18 protein-coding genes are annotated in these 22,656 nt (G+C 56.3%); 11 read left to right on the top strand and 7 right to left on the bottom strand.

Translation table 11 applies throughout. The annotated features are described in order from the left end of the window. Window positions 1–25 precede the first annotated feature (25 nt). Window positions 26–937 carry a recombination-associated protein RdgC gene (gene rdgC, locus RAC65_RS08550; RefSeq protein WP_033738615.1) on the bottom strand — a complete coding sequence of 304 codons (912 nt, stop codon included), beginning with the start codon at window positions 935–937 and terminating at the stop codon, window positions 26–28. 143 nt (window positions 938–1,080) lie between these two features. Between rdgC and mak the strand changes: the two genes are divergently transcribed. After that, window positions 1,081–1,986: a fructokinase gene (mak, locus tag RAC65_RS08545; RefSeq protein ID WP_033738617.1), complete on the top strand. Its 906-nt coding sequence runs from the start codon at window positions 1,081–1,083 to the stop codon at window positions 1,984–1,986. A 132-nt stretch (window positions 1,987–2,118) separates the two neighbouring features. Here mak and RAC65_RS08540 read toward each other — a convergent pair whose 3' ends face one another. Genes RAC65_RS08540 through sbcD form a run of 3 tightly spaced genes read right to left on the bottom strand, consistent with a single transcriptional unit; the run spans window position 2,119 to window position 7,362 of the window. Next, complete coding sequence (locus RAC65_RS08540) at window positions 2,119–2,484, bottom strand: cell envelope integrity protein TolA (protein WP_375096581.1); 366 nt, start codon at window positions 2,482–2,484, stop codon at window positions 2,119–2,121. A 10-nt stretch (window positions 2,485–2,494) separates the two neighbouring features. Beyond that, a complete protein-coding gene (locus tag RAC65_RS08535; protein ID WP_375096580.1) occupies window positions 2,495–6,169 on the bottom strand; it encodes an SbcC/MukB-like Walker B domain-containing protein in 3,675 nt (1,224 codons plus the stop codon). After that, window positions 6,166–7,362, bottom strand: coding sequence for an exonuclease subunit SbcD (gene sbcD / locus RAC65_RS08530; protein WP_054688077.1), 1,197 nt, complete (start codon window positions 7,360–7,362; stop codon window positions 6,166–6,168). Before sbcD ends, RAC65_RS08535 begins: the two co-directional genes overlap by 4 nt. 197 nt (window positions 7,363–7,559) lie before the next feature. Between sbcD and phoB the strand changes: the two genes are divergently transcribed. From phoB to proY, 6 genes are all read left to right on the top strand, one after another. Continuing rightward, on the top strand, window positions 7,560–8,249 hold the full coding sequence (gene phoB / locus RAC65_RS08525) for a phosphate response regulator transcription factor PhoB (RefSeq protein WP_014606457.1): 690 nt from the start codon (window positions 7,560–7,562) through the stop codon (window positions 8,247–8,249). Between the two features lie 14 nt (window positions 8,250–8,263). After that, a complete protein-coding gene (gene phoR, locus RAC65_RS08520; protein ID WP_375096579.1) occupies window positions 8,264–9,583 on the top strand; it encodes a phosphate regulon sensor histidine kinase PhoR in 1,320 nt (439 codons plus the stop codon). Between the two features lie 13 nt (window positions 9,584–9,596). Then, window positions 9,597–10,517, top strand: a complete 921-nt coding sequence (locus RAC65_RS08515; protein ID WP_054634438.1) for a PstS family phosphate ABC transporter substrate-binding protein — start codon at window positions 9,597–9,599, stop codon at window positions 10,515–10,517. Window positions 10,518–10,796: 279 nt separating this feature from the next. After that, window positions 10,797–11,900 (top strand): cobalamin-independent methionine synthase II family protein, encoded by a 1,104-nt coding sequence (locus tag RAC65_RS08510; protein ID WP_058708271.1) that lies wholly within the window; start codon window positions 10,797–10,799, stop codon window positions 11,898–11,900. Window positions 11,901–12,290: 390 nt separating this feature from the next. Then, window positions 12,291–13,610 (top strand): branched-chain amino acid transport system II carrier protein, encoded by a 1,320-nt coding sequence (brnQ, locus tag RAC65_RS08505; protein WP_375096578.1) that lies wholly within the window; start codon window positions 12,291–12,293, stop codon window positions 13,608–13,610. Window positions 13,611–13,680: 70 nt separating this feature from the next. Continuing rightward, window positions 13,681–15,033: a proline-specific permease ProY gene (gene proY / locus RAC65_RS08500; RefSeq protein WP_375096577.1), complete on the top strand. Its 1,353-nt coding sequence runs from the start codon at window positions 13,681–13,683 to the stop codon at window positions 15,031–15,033. Window positions 15,034–15,200: 167 nt separating this feature from the next. Here proY and RAC65_RS08495 read toward each other — a convergent pair whose 3' ends face one another. The 3 genes from RAC65_RS08495 to RAC65_RS08485 form a co-directional block, all read right to left on the bottom strand. After that, the gene (locus tag RAC65_RS08495; RefSeq protein WP_375096576.1) at window positions 15,201–16,487 is read right to left on the bottom strand and encodes a histidine-type phosphatase; all 1,287 of its coding nucleotides are present in this window, start codon (window positions 16,485–16,487) and stop codon (window positions 15,201–15,203) included. Beyond that, complete coding sequence (locus RAC65_RS08490) at window positions 16,487–17,302, bottom strand: inositol monophosphatase (RefSeq protein WP_133745046.1); 816 nt, start codon at window positions 17,300–17,302, stop codon at window positions 16,487–16,489. The genes RAC65_RS08495 and RAC65_RS08490 overlap by 1 nt, the downstream gene beginning before the upstream one ends. Window positions 17,303–17,504: 202 nt before the next feature. Further along, window positions 17,505–18,086, bottom strand: a complete 582-nt coding sequence (locus RAC65_RS08485) for an ACP phosphodiesterase (protein ID WP_006117568.1) — start codon at window positions 18,084–18,086, stop codon at window positions 17,505–17,507. A gap of 101 nt (window positions 18,087–18,187) precedes the next feature. On the opposite strand from RAC65_RS08485, the gene queA reads away from it, so the two are divergent. Genes queA through secD form a run of 4 tightly spaced genes read left to right on the top strand, consistent with a single transcriptional unit; the run spans window position 18,188 to window position 22,656 of the window. Continuing rightward, window positions 18,188–19,258, top strand: coding sequence for a tRNA preQ1(34) S-adenosylmethionine ribosyltransferase-isomerase QueA (gene queA, locus RAC65_RS08480; protein ID WP_375096575.1), 1,071 nt, complete (start codon window positions 18,188–18,190; stop codon window positions 19,256–19,258). A 44-nt stretch (window positions 19,259–19,302) separates the two neighbouring features. Beyond that, complete coding sequence (gene tgt / locus RAC65_RS08475; protein WP_006117994.1) at window positions 19,303–20,451, top strand: tRNA guanosine(34) transglycosylase Tgt; 1,149 nt, start codon at window positions 19,303–19,305, stop codon at window positions 20,449–20,451. Next, entirely contained in the window at window positions 20,451–20,783 is a 333-nt protein-coding gene (gene yajC, locus RAC65_RS08470; protein ID WP_006117993.1) for a preprotein translocase subunit YajC, read from the top strand. The genes tgt and yajC overlap by 1 nt, the downstream gene beginning before the upstream one ends. Before the next feature lie 25 nt (window positions 20,784–20,808). After that, window positions 20,809–22,656 carry a protein translocase subunit SecD gene (secD, locus tag RAC65_RS08465; RefSeq protein ID WP_072021736.1) on the top strand — a complete coding sequence of 616 codons (1,848 nt, stop codon included), beginning with the start codon at window positions 20,809–20,811 and terminating at the stop codon, window positions 22,654–22,656.

Raw genomic sequence — 22,656 nt, 5'->3', positions numbered from 1 at the left:
GCCGCATCTTTTGCGGCCGCCTGTTTTACCGCTGAGCCTCACCACCCAACGCTTCAATCAGATTACTGGTCAGGGCGGCCAGTTCGCTGGTCATCAGGATAAAGTCGGCATCGAAGCGCTGAGCAAAATCCTCCCGATCGATATCGTCGTTCTGATCACGCAGCGTATCGCTGAATTTCAGGCGCTTCACGGAACCATCATCCGACAGGACGAACTGAATCCGTTCCTGCCAGTCGAGCGCCAGTTTTGTCACCAGCTTGCCGGCCTCGATATGGTTGGCGATTTCGTCGCATACCAGGTCCTGTTTTTTACAGCGAATCACGCCGCCGTCTTCCAGAATCGCTTTCAGCTCGGCTTCATCCATCAGGGCAAAGCCTGCGGGCAGATCGCCGGAACGTACCCACTCGGTCAGCGTCAGTTCAATCGGGCTTTCCAGCGTCAGAGGTACGACCGGCAGTGAACCCAGGCTTTTACGCAGCAGGGCCAGCGTATCTTCGGCTTTTTTCGCGCTGGCGCAGTCCACCATGATCAGATTATTAACGGTATCGATCCACATAAACGTCTGGCTGAAACGGCTGAAGGCACGCGGCAACAGGCTGTGCAGCACTTCATCCTTGAGCGAATCTTTTTCGGTTTTTTTCAGCTTACGGCTCTGTTCTGCCTCAAGCTTGTCAATTTTGGCTTCCAGCGCCTGCTTCACCACCGGTGAAGGCAAAATTTTCTCTTCTTTGCGCGCGCAGATGACAATCTGACCGTTATTCACATGGGTCAGCGCATCGCTGCGGTTTCCCATCGGTGACACCCAACCGGTCTTGCTCATGTCCTGGCTGCCACAAGGCGAGAAGGTGAATGCCTCAAGCTGTTTTTCCATGTCGTCTGCGGACAACGGAATGTCACGATTCAGACGATAAACCATCATATTTTTAAACCACAACATCAGGATTCCTTACCGTGGCGCGATCGGGCGCACAAATCTCACTAAGTGTGCGCATGATAGCGAAACATCGATGCGGTTTCATTGCCTTTAAGGGCATCGCCTTTTAGTGTAAGAATCCCCTAACGAATAATGAGGAATAAACCGTGCGCATCGGCATTGATTTGGGCGGCACCAAAACAGAAGTGATTGCGTTGTCCAGCGAGGGAAGCGAGCTGTTTCGCCATCGGGTTTCCACGCCCCGAAACGACTATGCCGCTACGGTACAGGCTATTGTCGATCTGGTGCGTCTGGCGGAAGAAAAGACCGGCCAGACGGGCACGGTAGGCCTCGGTATTCCCGGCACGCTTTCGCCCTACACGCAGCGGGTAAAAAACGCGAACTCAACCTGGCTTAACGGACAGCCGCTGGACAAGGATCTGGCGCACGCGCTGAATCGTGACGTCCGCATTGCCAATGACGCGAACTGTCTGGCCGTATCCGAAGCCGTTGACGGCGCGGGTGCCGGTAAGCCGCTGGTCTTTGGAGTGATTATTGGCACCGGTTCGGGGGCGGGCGTGGCGATAAACGGCGAATCCCGTATCGGTGGTAATGGTAATGCGGGCGAATGGGGCCACAATCCGCTGCCGTGGATGGACGAAGATGAACTGCGCTATCGCGCTGAAGTGCCCTGTTATTGCGGATTACAGGGCTGTATTGAAACCTTTGTATCGGGCACCGGCTTTGCCACTGATTACCAGCGTTTAAGCGGCGTTGCACGCAAAGGTGCCGAGATTGTTCACCTGCTGGCACAGCAGGATCCGGTGGCGGAACTGGCTATGAGCCGCTACGAAATGCGCCTGGCCAAATCGCTGGCCCAGGTGGTTAACCTGATCGATCCGGATGTGATTGTTCTGGGCGGCGGCATGAGCAACGTGGATCGTCTGTACCAGACCGTCCCCACACTGATGAAAAAATGGGTATTTGGCGGTGAATGTGAAACGCCGGTACTGAAAGCCGTACACGGGGATTCGAGCGGTGTTCGCGGAGCCGCCTGGCTCTGGCCTGAGTAATCCGTTGTGGACGGTGAACCGCCAGTTTTCAGGCTTGATCACCGTCAGGCTGCACCGCCGGTTCAGGACTTTCCGAAAGGGCGCATCTGCATTCACGTTCAGCCCGCGATGGCGCGTGCTGCCGCGTTATGGTTACGGGGCAAAAGCAAACACCCATTGCCGGGGCGCGCCCTGAGGCGGAAGGGGCATATCACGCGCGCTACTCACGCTCTGCCAGGCGCTCAGGCATAACGATTCATTTCCTTCTGTGCGCATGACGCTATAGCGGCCGTCCGCGCGGCGTTGTGCCGTCACCAGGCAGCGCTGGCCTGCGTAACGTTGCGCGTGATGAAAATTGCGCATCACCACGGCATTCACCTGCGCGATATAGTGGTCGACGGCCTGGCACTGAGTCTGCGTCATATTCGGCACGCAGTGCCTGGCATCAGCGCCGTGCGGCTGGCTGCAGCCTGCTAAAAGCAGCAGGGCAACCGCGAAAATACCGGTCCATCTCAACATGGTTAACCTCTTACTGGCCGGGGATGTCAAGGGTGCTGTAACCCAGGCCATTCATTTTGCGTACCTTAATCTGAACGGGAATGCGCTCTTTCATGGCTTCAACATGGCTGATGACGCCAATAGTTTTGCCACTGGCGTTAAGCGCATCCAGGGCATCCAGAGCGGTGTCCAGCGTTTCGGCATCCAGCGTACCAAAGCCCTCATCCAGAAATAACGACTCAATGCGGGTTTTATGGCTGACGAGGTCAGACAGCGCCAGCGCCAGCGCCAGGCTCACCAGGAAACTTTCTCCGCCGGACAGCGTGCGCGTATCGCGGGCGCTGTCGGCCTGCCAAGTATCCACCACATCCAGTTCCAGCACATCGCTGGCACGTCGCTGTAAAAGGTAGCGACCGTGCAGGCGATCTAACTGACGGTTGGCCAGGGCCACCAGGTGATCGAGCGTAAGCCCCTGGGCAAAGCGCCGGAATTTATCGCCCGTTGCCGAGCCAATAAGATCGTTAAGCAGGGTCCATTGCGCTAACGCCGTCTCATCCTGCGCAATACGCGCCAGCAGCGTTTGCTGCTGGTTTCGCAGGCTGGCATCGCTGTCTAACTGCTGCTGTACCTGGCCCTGCTGGTTTGCATTTTCACGCAGGGACAGCTGTAAGCGCGCCAGTTCTGCCGCCAGCACGTCCGGTGAATCCGGCATCAAAGCCGGTTTTTGCTGCTGATGTGCCGCCAGCCGCTGCTGCAGTTCTGCCAGGCGTGCCTGCTGGTGCAGACGGTGCTGGTCAATCTGCTGAAGCTGCTGACGCAGTTGCTGCGCCGCCTGTTCATCCAGCAATGCCGCGCGCAGGTGCGTTTCATCAGCGAATTCGGCTGCCGCCAGCGCGGCGCTGAAGCGTTGTTCTGCTTCCGTGACGCGCCCGGACAGGCTCTGCAGTTGGCTTTCCAGCAGCGTCAACTGGCCATTAAGACGGCTGACCTCTGCCTGTGACTGATGCAGTGCATTGCGCTGCTGGGTAAGTTGCGCCTCGTGCTGATCGACGAGCGCCTGCATCTGCTGGCGCGCCTGAGCCACATCGCGATCGCCAAACAGGGCCTGACGCTGCTGCTGTTTTTCACGCGCCTGCTGCTGTAACGCGGTGAGCTGCTGCCGCTGCTGATCCAGGCGTTGCTGCTCAAGCTGTAACTGCTGTTGCAGCGCGTCAGCCTGTGTTTCCGCCCGTGCAAGTTGCGGCTGCAGGTTAGCAAGCAACCGCTCACTCTCTTGCCAGCGCTGCCAGCGCTCTTGTTGGGTTGCCAGCCAGCTGTCGCGCGCCGTACGTTCAGGTAAAGACAACGCCACGTCGCTGAACTGCTGTGCCAGCGCGGCTTCCAGCTGCTGGCCGTTTTCTGCGGCCTGACGCTGCTGTTGCTGTAACGCCTGAAGCGCCTGGTGCTGGTTTTCCAGTTGCTGCTGAGTCAACAGTAGCGTTTGCTGATGCTGTTGTAATGTCTGGTGCTGCCGCAGGTGGTGATCTTTGGCCGCCAGCACCGCGCGCTCGGCTTGCTCCAGTGCGTCAAGCCGGGCCGTAAGCGTCTGCTCGTGGCGATTTTGCGCCTGCTGCCACGCGATCCTTGCATCCGTATCTGTCAGCGGGAAGGTGAGCGCCAGCTCACTGCTCAGTTCCTGCCATTGTTGAGAAAGGGCATCAAGTTGTTGGGTCAGACCCGTGATTTCTTCACGCAGGGATTGCTGTTGAGCCTGTAGCTGCTTTATCTGCTCCTTCTTTGCCGTCCCGGTTTCACTCAATGCGTCTACCTGTTTTTGCAGCTCGGCTTTACGTTGTTGGTTAGCACTAACTTCCAGAGCACGATAGGTTTCGACCGCAGGATGCTCGCAGGCGCCGCACAACGGGCAGGGCTGCCCGGCTTCAAGCCGGGCGCGGTACTGTTCCAGGTCAGCAATCTGGCTTTCGAGCTGGCAAATTTTCTCTACGTCGCTGAGCTGCTGTTTTTCCCGTCGCCAGGCTTCTCTTAACGTCAGCAGTGCGCTTTCAGCCTGCTGCTGAGCCGTCTCAAGTTCATGCAGGCGTTTTTCGTACTGCGTGCGCTGCTGATGCAGGGGTTGCCACTGCGCGGCCACTATCGTCAGCGCATGGCGCGCCTCGCGCTGTTGCTGATACTGGCTCAGTGCCTGACGTAAGGCTTCAGGTGGATGCGCGTTCTGAAGGGAAGTTAGTGCTTGCTCAGCCTGAGACAAGGACTGCTGCGCCTGCTGTGCGGCCTGATCCAGTGGCGTGAGTTGCTGTGCCAGCTGCTCAATATCCCCCTGGCGCTGATGAATGTGGCGCTGTTGCTGCTGTATCTGCTGATCCAGCTCAGCCTGTGCCGCTTCATAGCGGGTCAGTTGGGCAAAACGCTCTTTCCAGATCGGAAGGTGTTCACCCCATTGCGGCATGTCAGCTAACTGCTCACGTAGGGCATGCTGTTGGGCAATCGTCTCTTGCAGGTGGCGCACCTGGCGGGCTTCGCTGTGTAACGCGGCTTCGCGCTGAGCGCAGTGTTGCTGTTGCCGTTCGGCATCCTGCTGTAGCTGCTGAATGTGCTCGTATAAGGCAGAGAGAGACTGATCAAGCGGAATGACCTGCCCGGTCAACAGCGTTTCCTGCTGCTGCTGTTGCTGACGGCACTGTTCGTGCGCCGTGTCCGTTTCCGCATAGCGTTGCTGCAACACATGATGCGCCTGTGTGGCCGTGTGCATCTGTTGGCTGAGCTGCTGCTGACGTTCCCGCATCGCGTTGCGTTCGGCCAGCAGACTGTCACGTTGCTGCAACGGACCGCGCAGTTTCTCCGCCGGTTCACTGCGCGCCAGACGTTGACGATCCGGCTCTGCCGCCTGACTGGTGTGCTCTGCCGCAGCGAGGGCCGCGGTTGCCTGCTCTGTATCCGCAATAGCCTGCTGATGCTGTTGCTGCCACTGTTGCTGCGCCTGCGCCACGGCAAGCGCGGCAGTCAGCTGGTGTTCAGCGTCGCTGAGGGCCTTTTTTTGCTGGTGCAGTGCAGTACGGGTTGCCTCATCAAGCAGCGCCATGCCGCCTGCCCGACTGCGTAACAGTTCCAGCGCCGTTTTGGCCGCTTTGTGGCGTTCGAACACGGCCATGGACAGACGACCATAAATTTCGGTTCCGGTCAGTTCTTCCAGCAGTTCTGCCCGCTCATTGGCTTTGGCGTTAAGAAACGCCGCAAACTGGCCTTGTGACAGCATCATTGAGCGGGTGAAGCGCGCAAAATCCAGCCCGCTCAGCGTTTCCGTAAGTTTGAGCTTATCGCTCACTTTATCTGCCACAATCTGATTATCGGCGCAGCGTGCCAGCTCAACGCGGGGAGCCTGCAGTTTACCGTCAGCGGTGCCGCGCGCGCGGTTCTGGCTCCAGAATGCCCGCCAGGCTTCGCCTTTAATTTCAAACTCGACCTCCGCCAGGCACTCGGCACAGTCGCGTGTCATCAGGGGGTTATGCCCCTGAGAGATGCCGCCCAGGCGCGGCGTCTGGTGATACAGTGCCAGACAGATGGCGTCCAGCAGCGTAGTTTTACCGGCGCCCGTCGCGCCGGTAATCGCAAACAGCCCGTTGCTGGCAAACGGCTCGGTGCGAAAATCAATAAACCACTCACCTTTGAGCGCGTTAAGATTTTTGAAGCGCAGCGTCAGAATTTTCATGGCTGTTCCTCCAGATCCGCCAGCGTCTGTTTAAACCGCAGGGTGGTCTGGGCAATCTGATCCGCGTCCAGCGCGTCATCCAGCGCCAGTCGTCGGGCAAACACTTCTTCCACATTCAGTTCGCTCAGGGTTTCTTTATCCAGCTGTGCCAGACTGTGCTGGCGCTGTTCACGGCTGCGGCGCAGCAGCAAAACGTCTACGGGCAGGGAAGCTGTCAGCGCTTCTACCTGACGCTGCAAATCACTTAAATATTCCTGCGTGGTCACTTCAATATCCAGCCAGACAGGTTTGGTCCCGTCGGGCGCAGAAAACTGGCTGAGCTGCCGGGTGATTTGCGCCAGCGAGCCTTTCAGGACCTGCATTGGCTGGAACAGGGGAATGGTCAGGGGCGTGACCGTCAGGCCTGACGGGCTGAAATCCAGCAGGAACACACTTTTTTCGCTGCCCAGTTCATCGAAGCTGAGCGGAATCGGCGAACCGCTGTAGCGAATATGATCGCTGTCGGCCACGCGCTGCGCACGATGAATATGCCCCAGCGCAATATAATCCGCAGGCGGAAAGGCCGAGGCCGGAAAGGCATCCAGTGTACCAATGTAGATATCGCGCACTGAGTCGCTTTTGCTGACGCCGAGAGCAGTGAGGTGGCCGGTCGCGACGATGGGAAGCGCCAGATTCAGCGCCTGCGCGGCAGCAAAACTGCGCTGATAATGGGCGGTAATGGCCTCCAGCAGGCTGCGCTGTTTATCGCGTCCTGACTGGCCGGCCTGGCTGCGCATAATATCGCGTGGCCGCAGATAAGGAATGGCGCACAGCAGCGCGCCCGGTTCGCCCTGACGCGTCGTTAACATCAGCACATCGTCCCCGTCCTGCGGCGTGGTAATCACGCGGGTATTCAGGCAGGCGAGCAGTTCACGCGACTCGTTCAGCGTAGCCACCGAATCGTGATTTCCGGCCAGCACCACCAGCTGACAGCCGCTGGGTTGTAACGCCACCACAAAGCGGTTGAACATTTCACGTGCATAGCTGGGCGGTGTGCCGGTATCGAATAAATCACCCGCCACAATCAGCGCATCCACCTGATGCTCTTCAATTCGGGCCAGCAGCCAGTCCAGAAAGGCCTGATGCTCAGCGGCCCGGCTTTTGTTGTAAAAGAACTGCCCCAGGTGCCAGTCCGCGGTATGGATAATGCGCATAACACTCCCTGCCATAACAAATCGCCCGGCGATTATACTGGCTCCATCACTAAAGCCACAAAACATGTCGTCATGTTGTCATAAATGGTTGTTGCAGGCCGGTTTTTATGGCTAACTTTTTCATAAAAGTGTCACAAAACTGACGCATAATGGCGCCGCAAATATCAGTGAAAGCCGTCCTACCTGCAGGAGTCATAATGGCTAAGCGCATTTTAGTTGTGGAAGATGAAGCTCCAATCCGTGAGATGTTATGTTTCGTTCTGGAACAAAATGATTATCAGCCGATTGAGGCAGAAGATTATGACAGCGCCGTCAGTAAGCTGATTGAACCCTGGCCTGACCTTATCCTGCTGGACTGGATGTTACCTGGCGGCAGCGGCATTCAGTTTATCAAACACCTTAAACGTGAAGCGATGACGCGTGATATTCCGGTCATGATGCTGACTGCACGTGGCGAAGAGGAAGATCGCGTGCGTGGCCTGGAAGTCGGGGCCGACGACTACATTACCAAACCGTTTTCCCCGAAAGAGCTGATGGCCCGTATCAAAGCTGTGATGCGTCGCATTTCGCCGATGGCGGTCGAAGATGTAATTGAAATGCAGGGCCTGAGCCTGGATCCCTCCTCGCACCGGGTGATGTCGGAAACCACGCCGCTGGAGATGGGGCCGACAGAGTACAAGCTGCTCCACTTCTTTATGACCCACCCTGAACGTGTTTACAGCCGTGAACAGCTACTGAATCACGTCTGGGGCACCAACGTCTATGTTGAAGATCGTACAGTTGACGTGCATATTCGCCGTCTGCGCAAAGCGCTGGAACTGACCGGTCACGATCGCATGGTACAAACCGTCCGCGGAACAGGTTATCGTTTCTCTGCCCGCTTTTAAACGGAGCTTTAACCGTGCTGGAACGCCTCTCCTGGAAGCGATTATTGTCCGAACTGGTGCTGGCGTGTTTGCCTGCGCTGGTACTCGGCCTGCTGTTCGGCTATCTGCCGTGGCTGTTGTTACTCAGCGTAGTCGGTATTTTACTGTGGCATTTTTATAACCTGATGCGGCTGTCGCACTGGCTGTGGCTGGATCGCACGATGACCCCGCCTTCCGGTCAGGCAAGCTGGGAACCGCTGTTTTACGGTCTGTATCAAATGCAGCTGCGCAACCGACGTCGGCGGCGTGAGCTGGGTCATCTGATCAAACGGTTTCGCAGTGGTGCAGAGTCGCTGCCGGATGCCGTTATCCTGACAACGGAAGAGGGCACCATCTTCTGGTGCAATGGCCTGGCACAGCAGCACCTCGGGCTGCGCTGGCCCGAAGATAACGGGCAAAATATCCTTAATCTGCTGCGCTATCCTGAATTTTCACGTTATCTGCGCCAGCGCGATTTCGACAAGCCGCTGACGCTGGTGCTGAATAACCAGCATCACATGGAATTTCGTGTTATGCCCTACAGCGAAGGCCAGTGGTTGATGGTGGCCCGCGACGTGACGCAAATGCACCAGCTGGAAGGTGCACGACGCAACTTCTTCGCCAACGTCAATCACGAACTTCGCACGCCGCTGACGGTGCTTCAGGGTTATCTGGAGATGATGAATGACTCAGTCATGAATCAACGTTCGCGTGACAAAGCGTTGCACACCATGTCAGAACAAACCCGCCGAATGGACAGCCTGGTGAAGCAGCTTCTGACGCTGTCGCGTATTGAGGCGGCCCCGGTCATCAATATGAAAGAAAAAGTCGATGTGCCGGTCATGTTGAAACTGCTGCAACATGAAGCGGAAACGCTGAGCGGCGGGCGACATCAAATCCATTTTCACACCGATCCGCATCTGAAAGTGTTTGGCAATGACGAGCAATTGCGCAGTGCCATCTCCAACCTGGTCTACAACGCGGTCAACCATACGCCAGACGGCACACGAATTGATATCAGTTGGTTACGCAGCAAGCAGGGCGCGGTATTTAAGGTCTGCGATAACGGTCCCGGTATTCCCGCTGAGCATATTCCGCGCCTGACCGAACGCTTTTATCGTGTAGACAAAGCGCGTTCACGTGCGACCGGCGGCAGCGGGCTGGGGCTGGCTATCGTCAAACATGCGTTGAGTCACCATAATGCCCGGCTGGAGATCACCAGTATCCCGCATCAGGAAACCTGTTTTACATTTACCCTGGCGCCAAGGTTGATTGTCAGTAACGGGATGCAGGAGAATGCCGTTCATCAATCGTGAACGGACCGGAACGATGCGCGCTTTTCTTTTGGTGTTCTTTTCGCTGTTGCCAGCCCTCGGGCAGGCGCAGCCCGTAATGCTGTCCGGAAATCTCAGTAGCGCCGGCTCCGACACGCTCGGCTACCTGATGACGTTATGGGGAGATGACTTTAGCCGTCAGGCGCCTGGCGTGAACGTTCAGGTTCAGGCTTCGGGGTCGTCTACCGCGCCCACTGCGTTGACCGCCGGGGCCGTTCAACTGGGCGCGATGAGTCGTCCGATGCAGGCTGATGAGCGCCAGGCCTTTGAGGCGCGCTATGGCTATCCGCCGCTGGCCGTGCCGGTGGCAATGGATGCGCTGGTCGTGGTGGTCAATCAACGTAACCCCCTGCGTGAAATCGATCCGCGTCAGCTCGATGCGGTTTTTTCCATCACCCGGCTTTGCGGCGCGCATCAGGTTCCACAACGCTGGGGTGACCTGGGACTGCGCCAGACAGAATGGCAGCAGCGTCCCATCCAGCGCTATGGCCGTAACTCCGCCTCGGGAACATGGGGCTTTTTCAAACAGCAGGCGCTGTGTCAGGGCGATTTCCGCAATGACGTGGCCGAGTTTCCCGGCTCTGCCGCCGTGGTACAGGCCGTAGCCGGTAATCCCCGCAGCATCGGCTATGCCAGTTTTGGTTTCCATCTGAGCGGCGTCAGGTTGCTGCCCGTGATGACCAAAAACGGCGACGCGGTGGCACCGGATCCAGAGACTATCCGTACCGGCCGCTATCCATGGTCGCGTCCGCTTTATCTCTATGTGAATAAAGCGCCAGGTAAACCTTTACCGCCACTGGTCGATGCCTTTTTACGACAGGTGCTTTCCAGTCAGGGGCAACAGCGCGTCAGCGAGGCCGGGTATTTGCCGCTCTCTGCGGCGCAGATTGCTCAGGCTCGCGCTTCGCTCGAATAACGCCCACCTGTCCGTCAACAAACGTCGGTAGCGTCACCGTAAAATAGCCTGCCTCCGGACCCGTAAGCCCGATCAGGCTGTCTGTCCTACGGCCGCTGACAGAAAAGCCGACGGCGACGATGCAACATGAATTTTTTTCAGGCGACGTGAATTTTATTCGTTTGCCGCTGAGAGAACGGCATGTCACTCTGCATTTAGACGTTTAGCCATCCAGAAGGCTAAAATAACATTATGTAACTATTCCCGGCCGAAATTATCTGGCCGTGACGAGGAGTGATCATGCAAAGACAAACCGCCCCGTTTCGTGCCGACACCGTTGGCAGCTTTCTTCGTCCTGCCGCGATCAAACAGGCTCGCGAGAAATACCAGGCGGGGGAAATCAGCGCTGACGAGTTGCGTGAGGTTGAAAACGAAGCCATCCGTGATGTGGTGGCAAAACAGCGTGAAAACGGCCTCAAAGTGGTCACGGATGGGGAATTCCGTCGCGGCTGGTGGCATTTTGACTTTTTCTACGGCCTGAAAGGCGTGGAACATTTTGAAGCCGATCAGGGCATTCAGTTCAACGGCGTACAGACCAAAGCGCACGGTGTCAAAGTGACCGGCAAACTGGGGTTTGACGGGCATCCGATGCTGGATCATTTCCGCTTTTTGCAAGGCATCGCAGGGGATGCCGTGGCGAAAATGACGATTCCCAGTCCCAGCGTGCTGCATTTCCGTGGCGGACGTAAAGTGATCGACGCGGAGGTGTATCCCGATCTAGATGTGTACTTTGACGATCTGGCACAGACTTACAAAGACGCAATCGCCGCCTTTTATGCGGCAGGCTGCCGCTATCTGCAACTGGATGATACGGTGTGGGCGTACCTGTGCTCGGACGAGCAAAAGCGTGAGATCCGCGAGCGCGGTGACGATCCCGAGCAGCTGGCCCGAACGTACGCCCGCGTGCTTAATAAAGCGCTGGAGGATAAACCGGCCGATCTGACCGTCGGTCTGCATGTCTGCCGCGGCAATTTCCGTTCGACCTGGATTTCAGAAGGCGGCTATGAACCTGTGGCCGAAATCCTGTTTGGCACTGTTAATGTCGATGCGTTTTTCCTGGAATATGATAACCACCGTTCCGGCGGTTTCGAACCGCTGCGTTTTATCCGGCCGGGTCATCAGCAGGCGGTGCTTGGTTTAATTACCACCAAGGTCGGCGAACTCGAAGACGTGGATCAGGTAAAAGCACGTTTACAGGAGGCGACGCAGTACCTCAGCCTTGACCAGATCTGCCTTAGTCCACAGTGTGGCTTTGCCTCAACGGAAGAGGGGAACAGCCTGACCGAAGCGGAACAGTGGCAGAAGATTCGTCTGGTTGTGGATGTGGCGAATCAGGTCTGGTAAGCGTCAAAAGTGCGCAGTGTGGCGCAATGTATGCGCCACTTGTGCATAAAAAGACGTCAGCATGCTGGTATTTCCCATGGCCTGTTTATTATTAAGGCACATCATCTGATGTGCTTGCTGCTAATATTGATGTGATCCACTAATTTTGACTTAAATCACGAAATAAGCCTCTGGTTTTCCGATCTCGTATTGCCTTTCTTCGCTATAAACGTTTTACTTACGGCCGTTGTCGATTTATCCCTCTGTGAACAGAAAAAAAGCAGCTCAAATCACCTGCGCTAAACCGGACGCTGCGCATAATGCGCTGCTGTCGTCTGATCAGCCGTTGTCATAGCGCAGCGAGGGGGCAACGCAAACTTATCTTTCATCGCAACATCAGTGACAGGCCGTATGACACATCGTTTAACCGTTAAAGACATTCTCGCGCTGGGCTTTATGACGTTTGCCCTGTTTGTTGGTGCGGGTAACATTATCTTTCCTCCTATGGTCGGTATTCAGTCAGGCGAACATGTCTGGGTGGCCGCTTTAGGGTTTCTGCTTACCGCTGTGGGATTACCCGTCATCACCGTCATTGCGCTGGCGCGCGTCGGCGGCGGGATTGACGCGCTGAGTACACCGATTGGTAAAATTGCCGGGGTGGTTCTGGCCACTGTCTGCTATCTGGCGGTGGGGCCACTCTTTGCCACGCCGCGCACCGCCACGGTGTCGTTTGAAGTCGGGATCGCGCCGATCACCGGCGACGGTGCATTGCCGTTGTTCATCTACAGCCTGATCTACTTTGTGCTGGTGATGGGCATTTCGCTCTATCCCGGCAAACTGCTGGATACGGTCGGGCATATTCTGGCACCGCTGAAAATTGCCGCCCTGACGCTGCTCGGCGTTGCCGCCCTGCTGTGGCCCGCAGGCGACACCATTCCGGCCACCGCCGACTACCAGCGCGCTGCGTTTTCCAGCGGTTTCGTGAACGGCTATCTCACGATGGATACGCTGGGTGCCCTGGTATTCGGGATTGTGATTGTGAATGCGGCCCGTTCACGCGGTATTGATAACGCGGCACTGTTAACCCGTTATACGGTACTGGCGGGGATTATCGCGGGTGTAGGGCTGACGCTGGTCTACCTGAGCCTGTTTAAACTGGGCGCAGGAAGCGGGGCGCTGGTCGATCAAAATGCTAACGGCGCCGCGATTCTGCATGCCTACGTACAGCACACCTTTGGCGATATGGGCAGCTTCTTCCTTGCCGCGCTGATTTTTATTGCCTGTATGGTGACAGCCGTGGGCCTGACCTGTGCCTGCGCCGAGTTTTTTGCCCAGTATCTGCCGTTGTCATACAAAACGCTGGTGTTTGTGCTGGGGCTGTTCTCCATGGTGGTTTCCAACCTGGGGCTGAGTCATCTGATCCAGATCTCGATTCCGGTGCTGACCGCAATTTATCCGCCGTGCATCGTACTGGTTGTGCTGAGTTTTACCCAGAATATCTGGAACAAAAGCAGCCGAATCATTGCTCCGACTATGCTTGTCAGCCTGCTGTTTGGTATCCTTGACGCAATCAAAACCACCGGGTTTAAAGAGGCGTTACCCGCATTCAGCCAGCATCTGCCATTAGCCGACCAGGGGCTTGCCTGGTTGCCGCCCTCACTGGTGATGTTGCTGCTTGTGGCGTTGGTTGATCGGTTAAAAGGGCCGGAACAGGTGACAGTTCACTCGTAACGGCTAAGATTGATTCTTCTTTAACCACGGGCTTGCCCGTGGTTTTTTCATTTCACAGGTACAGGTTGTTATGCAAGAAACCAACAAGCTCAAACGCGGACTGAGCACGCGCCACATCCGTTTTATGGCGCTGGGATCGGCGATTGGCACCGGGCTGTTTTATGGCTCGGCGGACGCCATCAGGATGGCAGGACCGAGCGTTCTGCTCGCCTATATTATCGGCGGCGCGGTGGCGTACATTATCATGCGCGCGCTGGGAGAAATGTCCGTTAATAATCCCCAGGCCAGCTCGTTTTCTCGTTACGCGCAGGATTATCTTGGACCAATGGCTGGGTATATCACCGGCTGGACGTACTGTTTTGAAATTCTGATTGTGGCCATCGCCGACGTCACGGCATTTGGTATTTATATGGGTGTCTGGTTCCCGGAGGTGCCGCACTGGATCTGGGTACTGAGCGTCGTGCTGATCATCGGTGCGGTCAATCTGATGAGCGTGAAGGTGTTCGGCGAAGTGGAGTTCTGGTTCTCCTTCTTCAAAGTCGCCACCATTATTGTGATGATTCTGGCCGGATTTGGCATGATCATCTGGGGCATCGGTAACGGTGGCCAGCCGACCGGCATTCACAACCTGTGGATCAACGGCGGCTTTTTTGCCCACGGGATCGTTGGCATGCTGCTGTCACTTCAGATGGTGATGTTTGCTTACGGCGGGATAGAAATTATTGGCATCACGGCCGGTGAAGCTAAGGATCCGGCGACCTCTATCCCACGCGCCATTAATTCCGTGCCGATGCGTATTCTGGTGTTTTACGTTGGTACGCTGTTTGTCATCATGTCCCTCTATCCATGGAATCAGGTGGGCACCAACGGTAGCCCGTTTGTGCTGACCTTCCAGCATCTGGGTATTGCCGCTGCCGCTTCTATCCTCAACTTTGTGGTACTGACGGCCTCCCTGTCCGCGATTAACAGCGATGTGTTCGGTGTCGGGCGTATGCTGCACGGTATGGCGCAGCAGGGCCATGCGCCTAAAGTGTTTACGAAGGTGTCAGCACGCGGGATTCCGTGGGTCACGGTAGTAGTTATGATGTTTGCCATGCTGATTGCGGTCTGGCTCAACTACCTGATGCCCGAGAAAGTGTTCCTGGTCATTGCCTCTCTGGCCACCTTTGCCACCGTCTGGGTCTGGATTATGATTCTGCTGTCCCAGATTGCGTTTCGCCGCAAAATTGGTAAAGCGGCAGCCCGTCAGCTGACATTTGCCCTCCCGGGCGGAAGCTGGACAGCCGGTTTCGGCGTAGCCTTTTTATGCTTTATCATCGGCCTGATCGGCTACTTTCCGGATACGCGCATCTCACTTTACGTGGGCATGGTGTGGATTGTGCTGTTGCTGCTGGGTTATAAGCTGGTGCGCAAGCCGTCCTGATTCCCGGACGCGAAGGCGACTGACACGACGAAATAAAATCGGCGAAAGGATTCGCCGAAAACGTCACATAGCAAATGAAACAAACAGAGGGATGATTGACGAAACGATGCTAATGCAAAAGCGTACGTCGTTAAATAAGTTGCCGAAAAATAAGAGAAAGCCCACCGTTAACCCGACACGGGCGCTAATGCGTTCTGCGCGGGTAATATAAGGGATTCCGGAACGATCGCGCTGCGGTCCAGCTGTTGACCCAACGCGGCAATCGCATCCTGTAACGGGCACAGTGTACCCACGTCGGTGATATGGCAGCCGGCTTGCTGCCACTCCTGACGCAACAAAGGATGACGGTCATTAATGGGTTGTAACTGACGTAGCCCGTCCAGACTTTGTGCCTGAAAATAGACGCGCAGGTAGCGCTGATTGCTTTGCGTATCCCGCCAGCGCTCCATCACCAGGCTACTTCCCGGCGGAATATTACCGCGCGTATAACTCGGCAGTTGCCATTCAAATCCCATCAGGCGGCGAACCATCGCGATATTCGTGTCATGGGCCACCAGCAGTACCCATCGTACATCGGGATCGTTCCCCTGAATGGCGTCGAGCATCCGCTGTAACAGAAGCGAGCCACGACGTTGCGCCATATAGAGCACATCATTGCTGAGATCATAACTGGCGGTCAGCAGGGGGAGCAGGGCGGTGATCTGTTGAGCGGAAGTGATGTGTCCCCACGCCAGCCTCGCGAACGGTAAGTTTTCGCTGTAGCCCAGGCGCAACGTCTCGACCATGGCGGCCAGCGTGCTTAAGCCTTCAACATAGACGCTGCCGCTTTTGGTCTGCTTTAACTGCCAGGGGCGATCAAAAAACGGGCACGCGCGATTAGCCGGACAGACCGCCTGTTTAAGCGCCTGAATGGCGGGCTGGAGCTGCTGCTGTCGCTGTGCTAAATCGCCCGCCACACGCCGCTTTTCTTCCATCTCACGCTGCGGATCGATGCGGGCAAAGGGCAGTTTTTCCGTCTGAAAAAGCGGATCGACGTCGCCCGTGACGGTATGCACCGCCACGCCGCAGCCGGGAAATGCGCCATCCACCAACGCTTCGGCAGTGGCGCGCGTTCGCTGAAGAGGGCTGGCGCGTACGTAGAGTGCTGTCGCGTCCGGACAACCCGCGGGAAGTAATCCCAACTGGCGATAGTGATCGCCTTCCCAGCGCGCTTTATTCACCACCGCACTGTAGCCATGGCCCGTCAGCTCGCCGTCCGCTGTACTCCACCGGGGCCAGGGCTGTCCGGTTGCTGCCTCGGTCTCCTGGCGGTTGCCCGGCGTCGGCGGGCGCACCCCGTGTCGGCTGAGTTCGACCACTTTCTCTAACTGGTATTCTGGCGCCGCGTAAAGCGACCCCGCCGCGAACCATAACGCACAGAGCGCGACTACGCGCAGGGGGCTACAGGCAGACATTATTCATCCTCCAGTTCCTGGGGCGCGAGAAGGGCTTTAATCTGTGGATAGATTACGGCATTCGCCAGCAAAACGGGATTGCCGTTTTTCAGGCCATCATTGCGCATGTAATCATTAGTGACGCCGCCCGCTTCCCGCATTAACACGATGCCCGGCAGGCTGTCCCAGGGATGCATATGGGCTTCGTAATAGCCAATCAGGCGACCGGCAGCGGCCCAGGCGCTGGTTAAGGCACCGGAGCCGATGCGAATGAACATCCCGCCTTGTTTGAGTAGCCCATCGATAAGCTGCGTAACCTTTTCTCCCGGCACCCGGCTGGAATTACTGATGCCCAACAGCCCTTCGTTGAGGTGACGGGCCTGATGAACCTCAAGCCGGGTCTCATTAAGCCAGGCGCCCTGGCCTTTGCGGGCGTGAAACAGCTCCTGATGATTGGGATCGCAAACCACGCCCACCACCGGTTCACCTTCGCAGACGATGGCCAGCGAAACGCACCAGTTATGCAGACCATTGACGAAGCAGGCGGTGCCATCAATCGGATCGATGACCCATAAAATGCGGGCCTCGCCTGTTTCTCCACCGCTCTCTTCACCTAATACCGCATCCTCGGGATAGCGTTCTGCAATCAGTGATTTAATTAATTCTTCAACGTTACGGTCAGCTTCACTGACCACGTCCTGAAGGTCCCTTTTATGTTCCACCACAAGTTTTTGACGCTGTTGATACCATGACAAGGCGCGGCTTGCGGCGGCACGGGCGATTTCGCAGGCGTAGCGATAGCGCGCGTCAATTTCAGAATGCGAAGCGGATGACATGTTTCCCTCTTATGATTTTAAAACACATCGAATACAGGAAGCGCCTGAACAGGCGGTCTGACAGTGAGAGTAGCGCAAAGCATAGTTAAGCAAGGCTTATTAAGCCGTAGTGCGCCAGTAATGGCAATATCGTCGGTGTACTGTTTGCGTGCTTTTTCAGCGTTATCAGGTAAGCCGCGTCTTACCTGATAAAGAGGGTGAATCACAGCTGCCGGCTGGCGGCCAACTGCATCAGGCGGGGATAAAACTGAAAGAAACAGGCTTCAAAGGCCGGATAATGGGCGGTGAAGTCCTGGTAAGAGTCGCTGAGTGCCGCCAGCCTTGGCCGACGTCGGGCCATGCCATTCAGCACGCGTTCAAGGCGCAGGGGATCGGCGTAGTGTTCGAACCAGCGTTCTCGCCACATCACCGCATTCAGTTCTTTAAATTCCTCGGGCGTGGCGGCCAGTTGCGGGACGATTTCGCGCTCGGCACGGGCCGTAAACGCTTGCAGCGTTTGTGACGGATGAACGCGATCCCAGTGGCGCGCCAGAAAATGGTCCCAGATGACATCCAGCGTGATGGGGGCGACGCGATAGGTCTCTGCCCGGAAAAGCTGGCGTGCCGCGCGCACTTCCGGCAGGGCATCGGTCATTACGTCCAGGCGACGATGCATCAGAATGCCGTCGGCCACCGGTTCAGGCCAGTGTTGGTGCGGCGCGCCGCGAACGAAATCGGCCATCAGATTGCCCAGCAAAGAGCTGTTGGCAAGATGGGCTAAGTGAAGATGCGCAAGAAAATTCATGCGGCATTATAAGCGCAACTCCGTTTACGCAGCCAGTTGTTCAGAATTGTTCGGTTTTCCGCTAAACTGTGCCGCCTGTTTTTCTGAGTAAGAAGTCTGTCATGCGTGTCGCCGATTTTGCTTTTGATTTGCCTGAATCTCTTATCGCCCATTATCCCCAGGCGCAACGAAGTGGTTGCCGCCTGCTGTCACTGGATGGCCCAACCGGCGCGCTCACTCACGGCGTGTTTACGGATGTGCTGAATAAGCTCCAGCCCGGAGATCTGCTGGTGTTTAACAACACGCGCGTTATCCCGGCCAGGGTGTTCGGACGCAAGGCAAGCGGCGGCAAAATTGAGATGCTGGTCGAGCGCATGCTTGATGACAAGCGCGTGCTGGCGCATGTTCGCGCATCGAAAGCGCCGAAGCCTGGCGCAGCGCTGCTGCTGGGTGACGACGAGAGCGTGAAAGCCACTATGGTGGCGCGGCACGATGCGTTGTTCGAGATCGCCTTTGATGATGACCGCGACGTACTGGACATTCTTAATCGCGTCGGCCATATGCCGCTGCCGCCGTACATTGACCGCCCGGATGAAGAGGCGGATCGTGAGCTTTATCAAACGGTTTACAGCGCCCGACCCGGTGCCGTCGCCGCGCCCACGGCGGGGCTGCATTTTGATGAGCCGCTGTTGCAGGCGCTCAAAGATAAAGGCGTGGAAATGGCCTTTGTCACGTTGCACGTTGGGGCGGGCACCTTCCAACCGGTGCGCGTCGAGACGATTGAAGATCACCACATGCACGCGGAGTACGCGGAAGTCCCGCAGGATGTGGTAGACGCGGTGCTGGCCTGTAAGGCGCGGGGGAATAAAGTGGTCGCCGTTGGCACCACCTCGGTACGTTCGCTGGAAAGCGCCGCCAAAGCCAGTCAGGATGCCCTGATTGCGCCGTTCTTCGACGATACCCAAATTTTTATCTATCCGGGCTACGAGTACAAGGTGATCGATGCATTAATCACCAACTTCCATTTGCCGGAATCAACCCTGATTATGCTGGTCTCGGCCTTCGCCGGTTACCAGCACACCATGGCTGCTTATCGCGCTGCGGTGGCAGAAGAATACCGTTTCTTCAGCTACGGCGACGCGATGTTTATCAGCAAAAACCCCCAGGCGCCGCTGGAAAAAGTGGGCGCCTGATCTGTTTACTTTGAACATCGGACTGTTTCTCCGATGGAGGTCTTGTGAAATTTGAGCTTGATACCACAGACGGTCGCGCGCGTCGCGGGCGTCTGATTTTTGATCGTGGCGTGGTCGAAACCCCGGCGTTTATGCCCGTGGGCACCTATGGCACCGTAAAAGGCATGACGCCGGAAGAAGTGCAGGATACCGGCGCGCAAATTATTCTGGGCAATACTTTCCACCTCTGGCTGCGTCCCGGTCAGGAAATCATGAAGCTGCATGGCGATCTGCATGATTTTATGCAGTGGAAAGGCCCTATCCTGACGGACTCCGGCGGTTTCCAGGTCTTCAGCCTGGGCGACATTCGTAAAATCACCGAAGCGGGCGTTCACTTCCGTAACCCGATCAATGGCGATCAGATTTTCCTCGATCCAGAAAAATCCATGGAAATTCAGTACGATCTGGGCTCCGATATCGTCATGATCTTCGATGAGTGCACGCCGTACCCGGCCGACTGGGATTATGCGAAACGCTCAATGGAGATGTCGTTGCGCTGGGCGCAGCGCAGCCGTGACCGCTTTGACAGCCTGGGCAACAAGAACGCGCTGTTCGGTATTATTCAGGGCTCGGTTTACGAAGATTTACGTGATGTGTCTGTGAAAGGTCTGGTAGAGATTGGCTTTGATGGGTACGCTGTGGGCGGCCTGGCGGTCGGTGAGCCGAAAGAGGACATGCACCGCATCCTGGAGCATGTTTGCCCGCAGATCCCTGAGGACAAACCGCGTTATTTAATGGGCGTGGGCAAACCTGAAGATCTGGTCGAAGGTGTGCGTCGTGGCGTGGACATGTTTGACTGTGTGATGCCAACCCGTAATGCACGTAATGGTCACTTATTTGTGACGGACGGCGTGGTAAAAATCCGCAATGCGAAGCATAAAGACGATGTGTCGCCGCTGGATGCCGAGTGTGATTGTTACACCTGTCGCAATTACAGCCGTGCTTACTTGCATCATCTTGATCGCTGTAACGAAATACTGGGCGCGCGTCTGAACACGATTCATAACCTGCGCTACTACCAGCGCCTGATGGCAGGTTTACGCCAGGCTATTGAAGAGGGTAAATTAGAGCGCTTTGTTACCGAGTTCTACCAACGGACGGGCAAAGCGGTTCCGCCTTTAACGTCTGATAATTCATCAATGAGGGAAATTTAATGAGCTTTTTCATTTCTGACGCTGTGGCTGCAGCAGGCGCACCGTCTCAGGGAAGTCCGTATTCTCTGGTGATCATGCTGGTCGTCTTTGGCCTGATTTTTTACTTCATGATCCTGCGCCCTCAGCAGAAACGCGCAAAAGAGCACAAGAAGCTGATGGATTCTATCTCCAAAGGTGATGAAGTGCTGACGAATGGTGGCCTGGTGGGTCGCGTAACCAAAGTGGCAGAAACCGGCTACATTGCGATTGCGCTGAACGACACTACCGAAGTGGTTATTAAACGTGATTTCGTGGCTGCCGTCCTGCCGAAAGGTTCTATGAAGGCGCTGTAATTTTTACTTCCCTAAGGGAACTGCCGTGTTAAATCGTTATCCTTTGTGGAAGTACATAATGCTGGTCGTGGTGCTTGTCATTGGCCTGGTATATGCACTTCCCAACCTTTATGGTGAGGATCCGGCTGTTCAAATCACTGGCGCGCGCGGAAGCGCCGCCAGTGAGCAAACGTTGGATCAAATTCAGAACGTATTAAAACAAGATAATATCCAGGCGAAGTCTGTTGCCCTGGAAAACGGGGCGATTACGGCGCGTTTTTCTAACACGGATGTGCAGTTGCGCGCCCGTGAAGCGATCATGAAAGCGCTGGGCGAAAACTATGTTGTGGCGCTGAATCTGGCTCCCGCAACGCCGCGCTGGCTTACCCTGCTGGCGGCGCAGCCAATGAAACTTGGCCTCGATCTGCGCGGTGGCGTGCACTTCCTGATGGAAGTGGATATGGACACTGCCCTGAGCAAACTGCAAGAGCAGAATGCGGACAGCCTGCGCAGCGACCTGCGCGAAAAGAATATCCCTTATACCAACGTCAGCAAGATTGCTAACTACGGCGTGGAAATCCGTTTCCGTGACGCAGCCAGCCGTGACGCTGCCGTGAAGTGGCTGTCATCCCGTCATCAGGATCTGGTGATCAGCAACAGCGGTAACGATGCTCTGCGAGCCACCATGACCGATGCTCGCCTCAGCGAAGCGCGCGAATATGCCGTTCAGCAGAACATCACTATCCTGCGTAATCGTGTGAACCAACTGGGTGTCGCGGAGCCGCTGGTGCAACGTCAGGGTTCTGACCGCATCGTGGTAGAACTGCCAGGTATTCAGGACACGGCGCGCGCCAAAGAAATTCTGGGCGCAACCGCGACGCTGGAGTTCCGTCTGGTTAATACCAGCGTTGATCCGACCGCCGCCGCCAATGGTCGCGTGCCGGGGGATTCCGAGGTCAAAGACATGCGTGACGGCCAGCCTGTCGTGCTGTACAAACGCGTGATTCTGACCGGTGACCACATTACCGATTCGACCTCCAGCATGGACGAATACAACCAGCCTCAGGTGAATATTTCACTCGATGGCGCGGGCGGTAATATCATGTCGAACTTCACCAAGGACAACATCGGTAAACCGATGGCGACCCTGTTTGTGGAGTACAAAGACAGCGGTAAGAAAGATGCGAATGGTCGCGCCATTCTGGTGAAACAGGAAGAGGTGATTAACGTCGCCAACATCCAGTCACGCCTGGGCAACAGCTTCCGCATCACCGGTATCAGCAACCCGAACGAAGCACGTCAGCTGTCACTGCTGCTGCGCGCCGGGGCCTTGATTGCGCCTATCCAGATTGTGGAAGAGCGGACAATCGGTCCGACAATGGGTCAGCAGAACATTACTCAGGGGCTGGAAGCCTGCCTGTGGGGCCTGGTCGCCTCCATCCTGTTTATGGTGCTGTACTACAAGAAAGTGGGCCTGATTGCGACCAGCGCACTGCTGGCAAACCTGGTGCTGATTGTCGGCATTATGTCGCTGTTACCGGGGGCCACGCTGACCATGCCAGGCATCGCCGGTATTGTGCTGACGCTGGCGGTGGCAGTCGATGCAAACGTCCTGATCAATGAACGTATCAAAGAAGAACTGCGCAACGGGCGTTCCGTACAGCAGGCAATTCATGAGGGCTACAAAGGTGCCTTCTCCAGTATTGTCGATGCGAACGTGACGACCCTGATTAAGGTGGTGATTCTGTATGCAATTGGTACGGGCTCCATTAAGGGCTTTGCGATTACAACGGCTATCGGTATTGCGACCTCCATGTTCACATCGATCGTCGGAACCCGCGCCATTATCAACCTGATGTACGGTGGCAAGCGCGTTAAGAAGCTGTCTATCTGA

This window comes from Pantoea sp. BS_8, assembly GCF_041954965.1.
GTDB lineage: Bacteria > Pseudomonadota > Gammaproteobacteria > Enterobacterales > Enterobacteriaceae > Pantoea > Pantoea stewartii.
The sequence above is the reverse complement of the archived record's forward strand: the minus strand, read 5'-3'. Positions and strand labels throughout refer to the sequence as shown.

Excerpts from the sequence above, each read along its gene's own strand:
- RAC65_RS08540 (WP_375096581.1), bottom strand. The coding sequence starts at position 2,484 with ATGTTGAGATGGACCGGTATTTTCGCGGTTGCCCTGCTGCTTTTAGCA.
- RAC65_RS08510 (WP_058708271.1), top strand. The coding sequence starts at position 10,797 with ATGCAAAGACAAACCGCCCCGTTTCGTGCCGACACCGTTGGCAGCTTT.
- RAC65_RS08490 (WP_133745046.1), bottom strand. The coding sequence starts at position 17,302 with ATGTCATCCGCTTCGCATTCTGAAATTGACGCGCGCTATCGCTACGCC.
- brnQ (WP_375096578.1), top strand. The coding sequence starts at position 12,291 with ATGACACATCGTTTAACCGTTAAAGACATTCTCGCGCTGGGCTTTATG.
- RAC65_RS08515 (WP_054634438.1), top strand. The coding sequence starts at position 9,597 with ATGCGCGCTTTTCTTTTGGTGTTCTTTTCGCTGTTGCCAGCCCTCGGG.
- rdgC (WP_033738615.1), bottom strand. The coding sequence starts at position 937 with ATGTTGTGGTTTAAAAATATGATGGTTTATCGTCTGAATCGTGACATT.
- RAC65_RS08495 (WP_375096576.1), bottom strand. The coding sequence starts at position 16,487 with ATGTCTGCCTGTAGCCCCCTGCGCGTAGTCGCGCTCTGTGCGTTATGG.
- RAC65_RS08535 (WP_375096580.1), bottom strand. The coding sequence starts at position 6,169 with ATGAAAATTCTGACGCTGCGCTTCAAAAATCTTAACGCGCTCAAAGGT.
- RAC65_RS08485 (WP_006117568.1), bottom strand. The coding sequence starts at position 18,086 with ATGAATTTTCTTGCGCATCTTCACTTAGCCCATCTTGCCAACAGCTCT.
- queA (WP_375096575.1), top strand. The coding sequence starts at position 18,188 with ATGCGTGTCGCCGATTTTGCTTTTGATTTGCCTGAATCTCTTATCGCC.
- yajC (WP_006117993.1), top strand. The coding sequence starts at position 20,451 with ATGAGCTTTTTCATTTCTGACGCTGTGGCTGCAGCAGGCGCACCGTCT.
- phoB (WP_014606457.1), top strand. The coding sequence starts at position 7,560 with ATGGCTAAGCGCATTTTAGTTGTGGAAGATGAAGCTCCAATCCGTGAG.
- proY (WP_375096577.1), top strand. The coding sequence starts at position 13,681 with ATGCAAGAAACCAACAAGCTCAAACGCGGACTGAGCACGCGCCACATC.
- sbcD (WP_054688077.1), bottom strand. The coding sequence starts at position 7,362 with ATGCGCATTATCCATACCGCGGACTGGCACCTGGGGCAGTTCTTTTAC.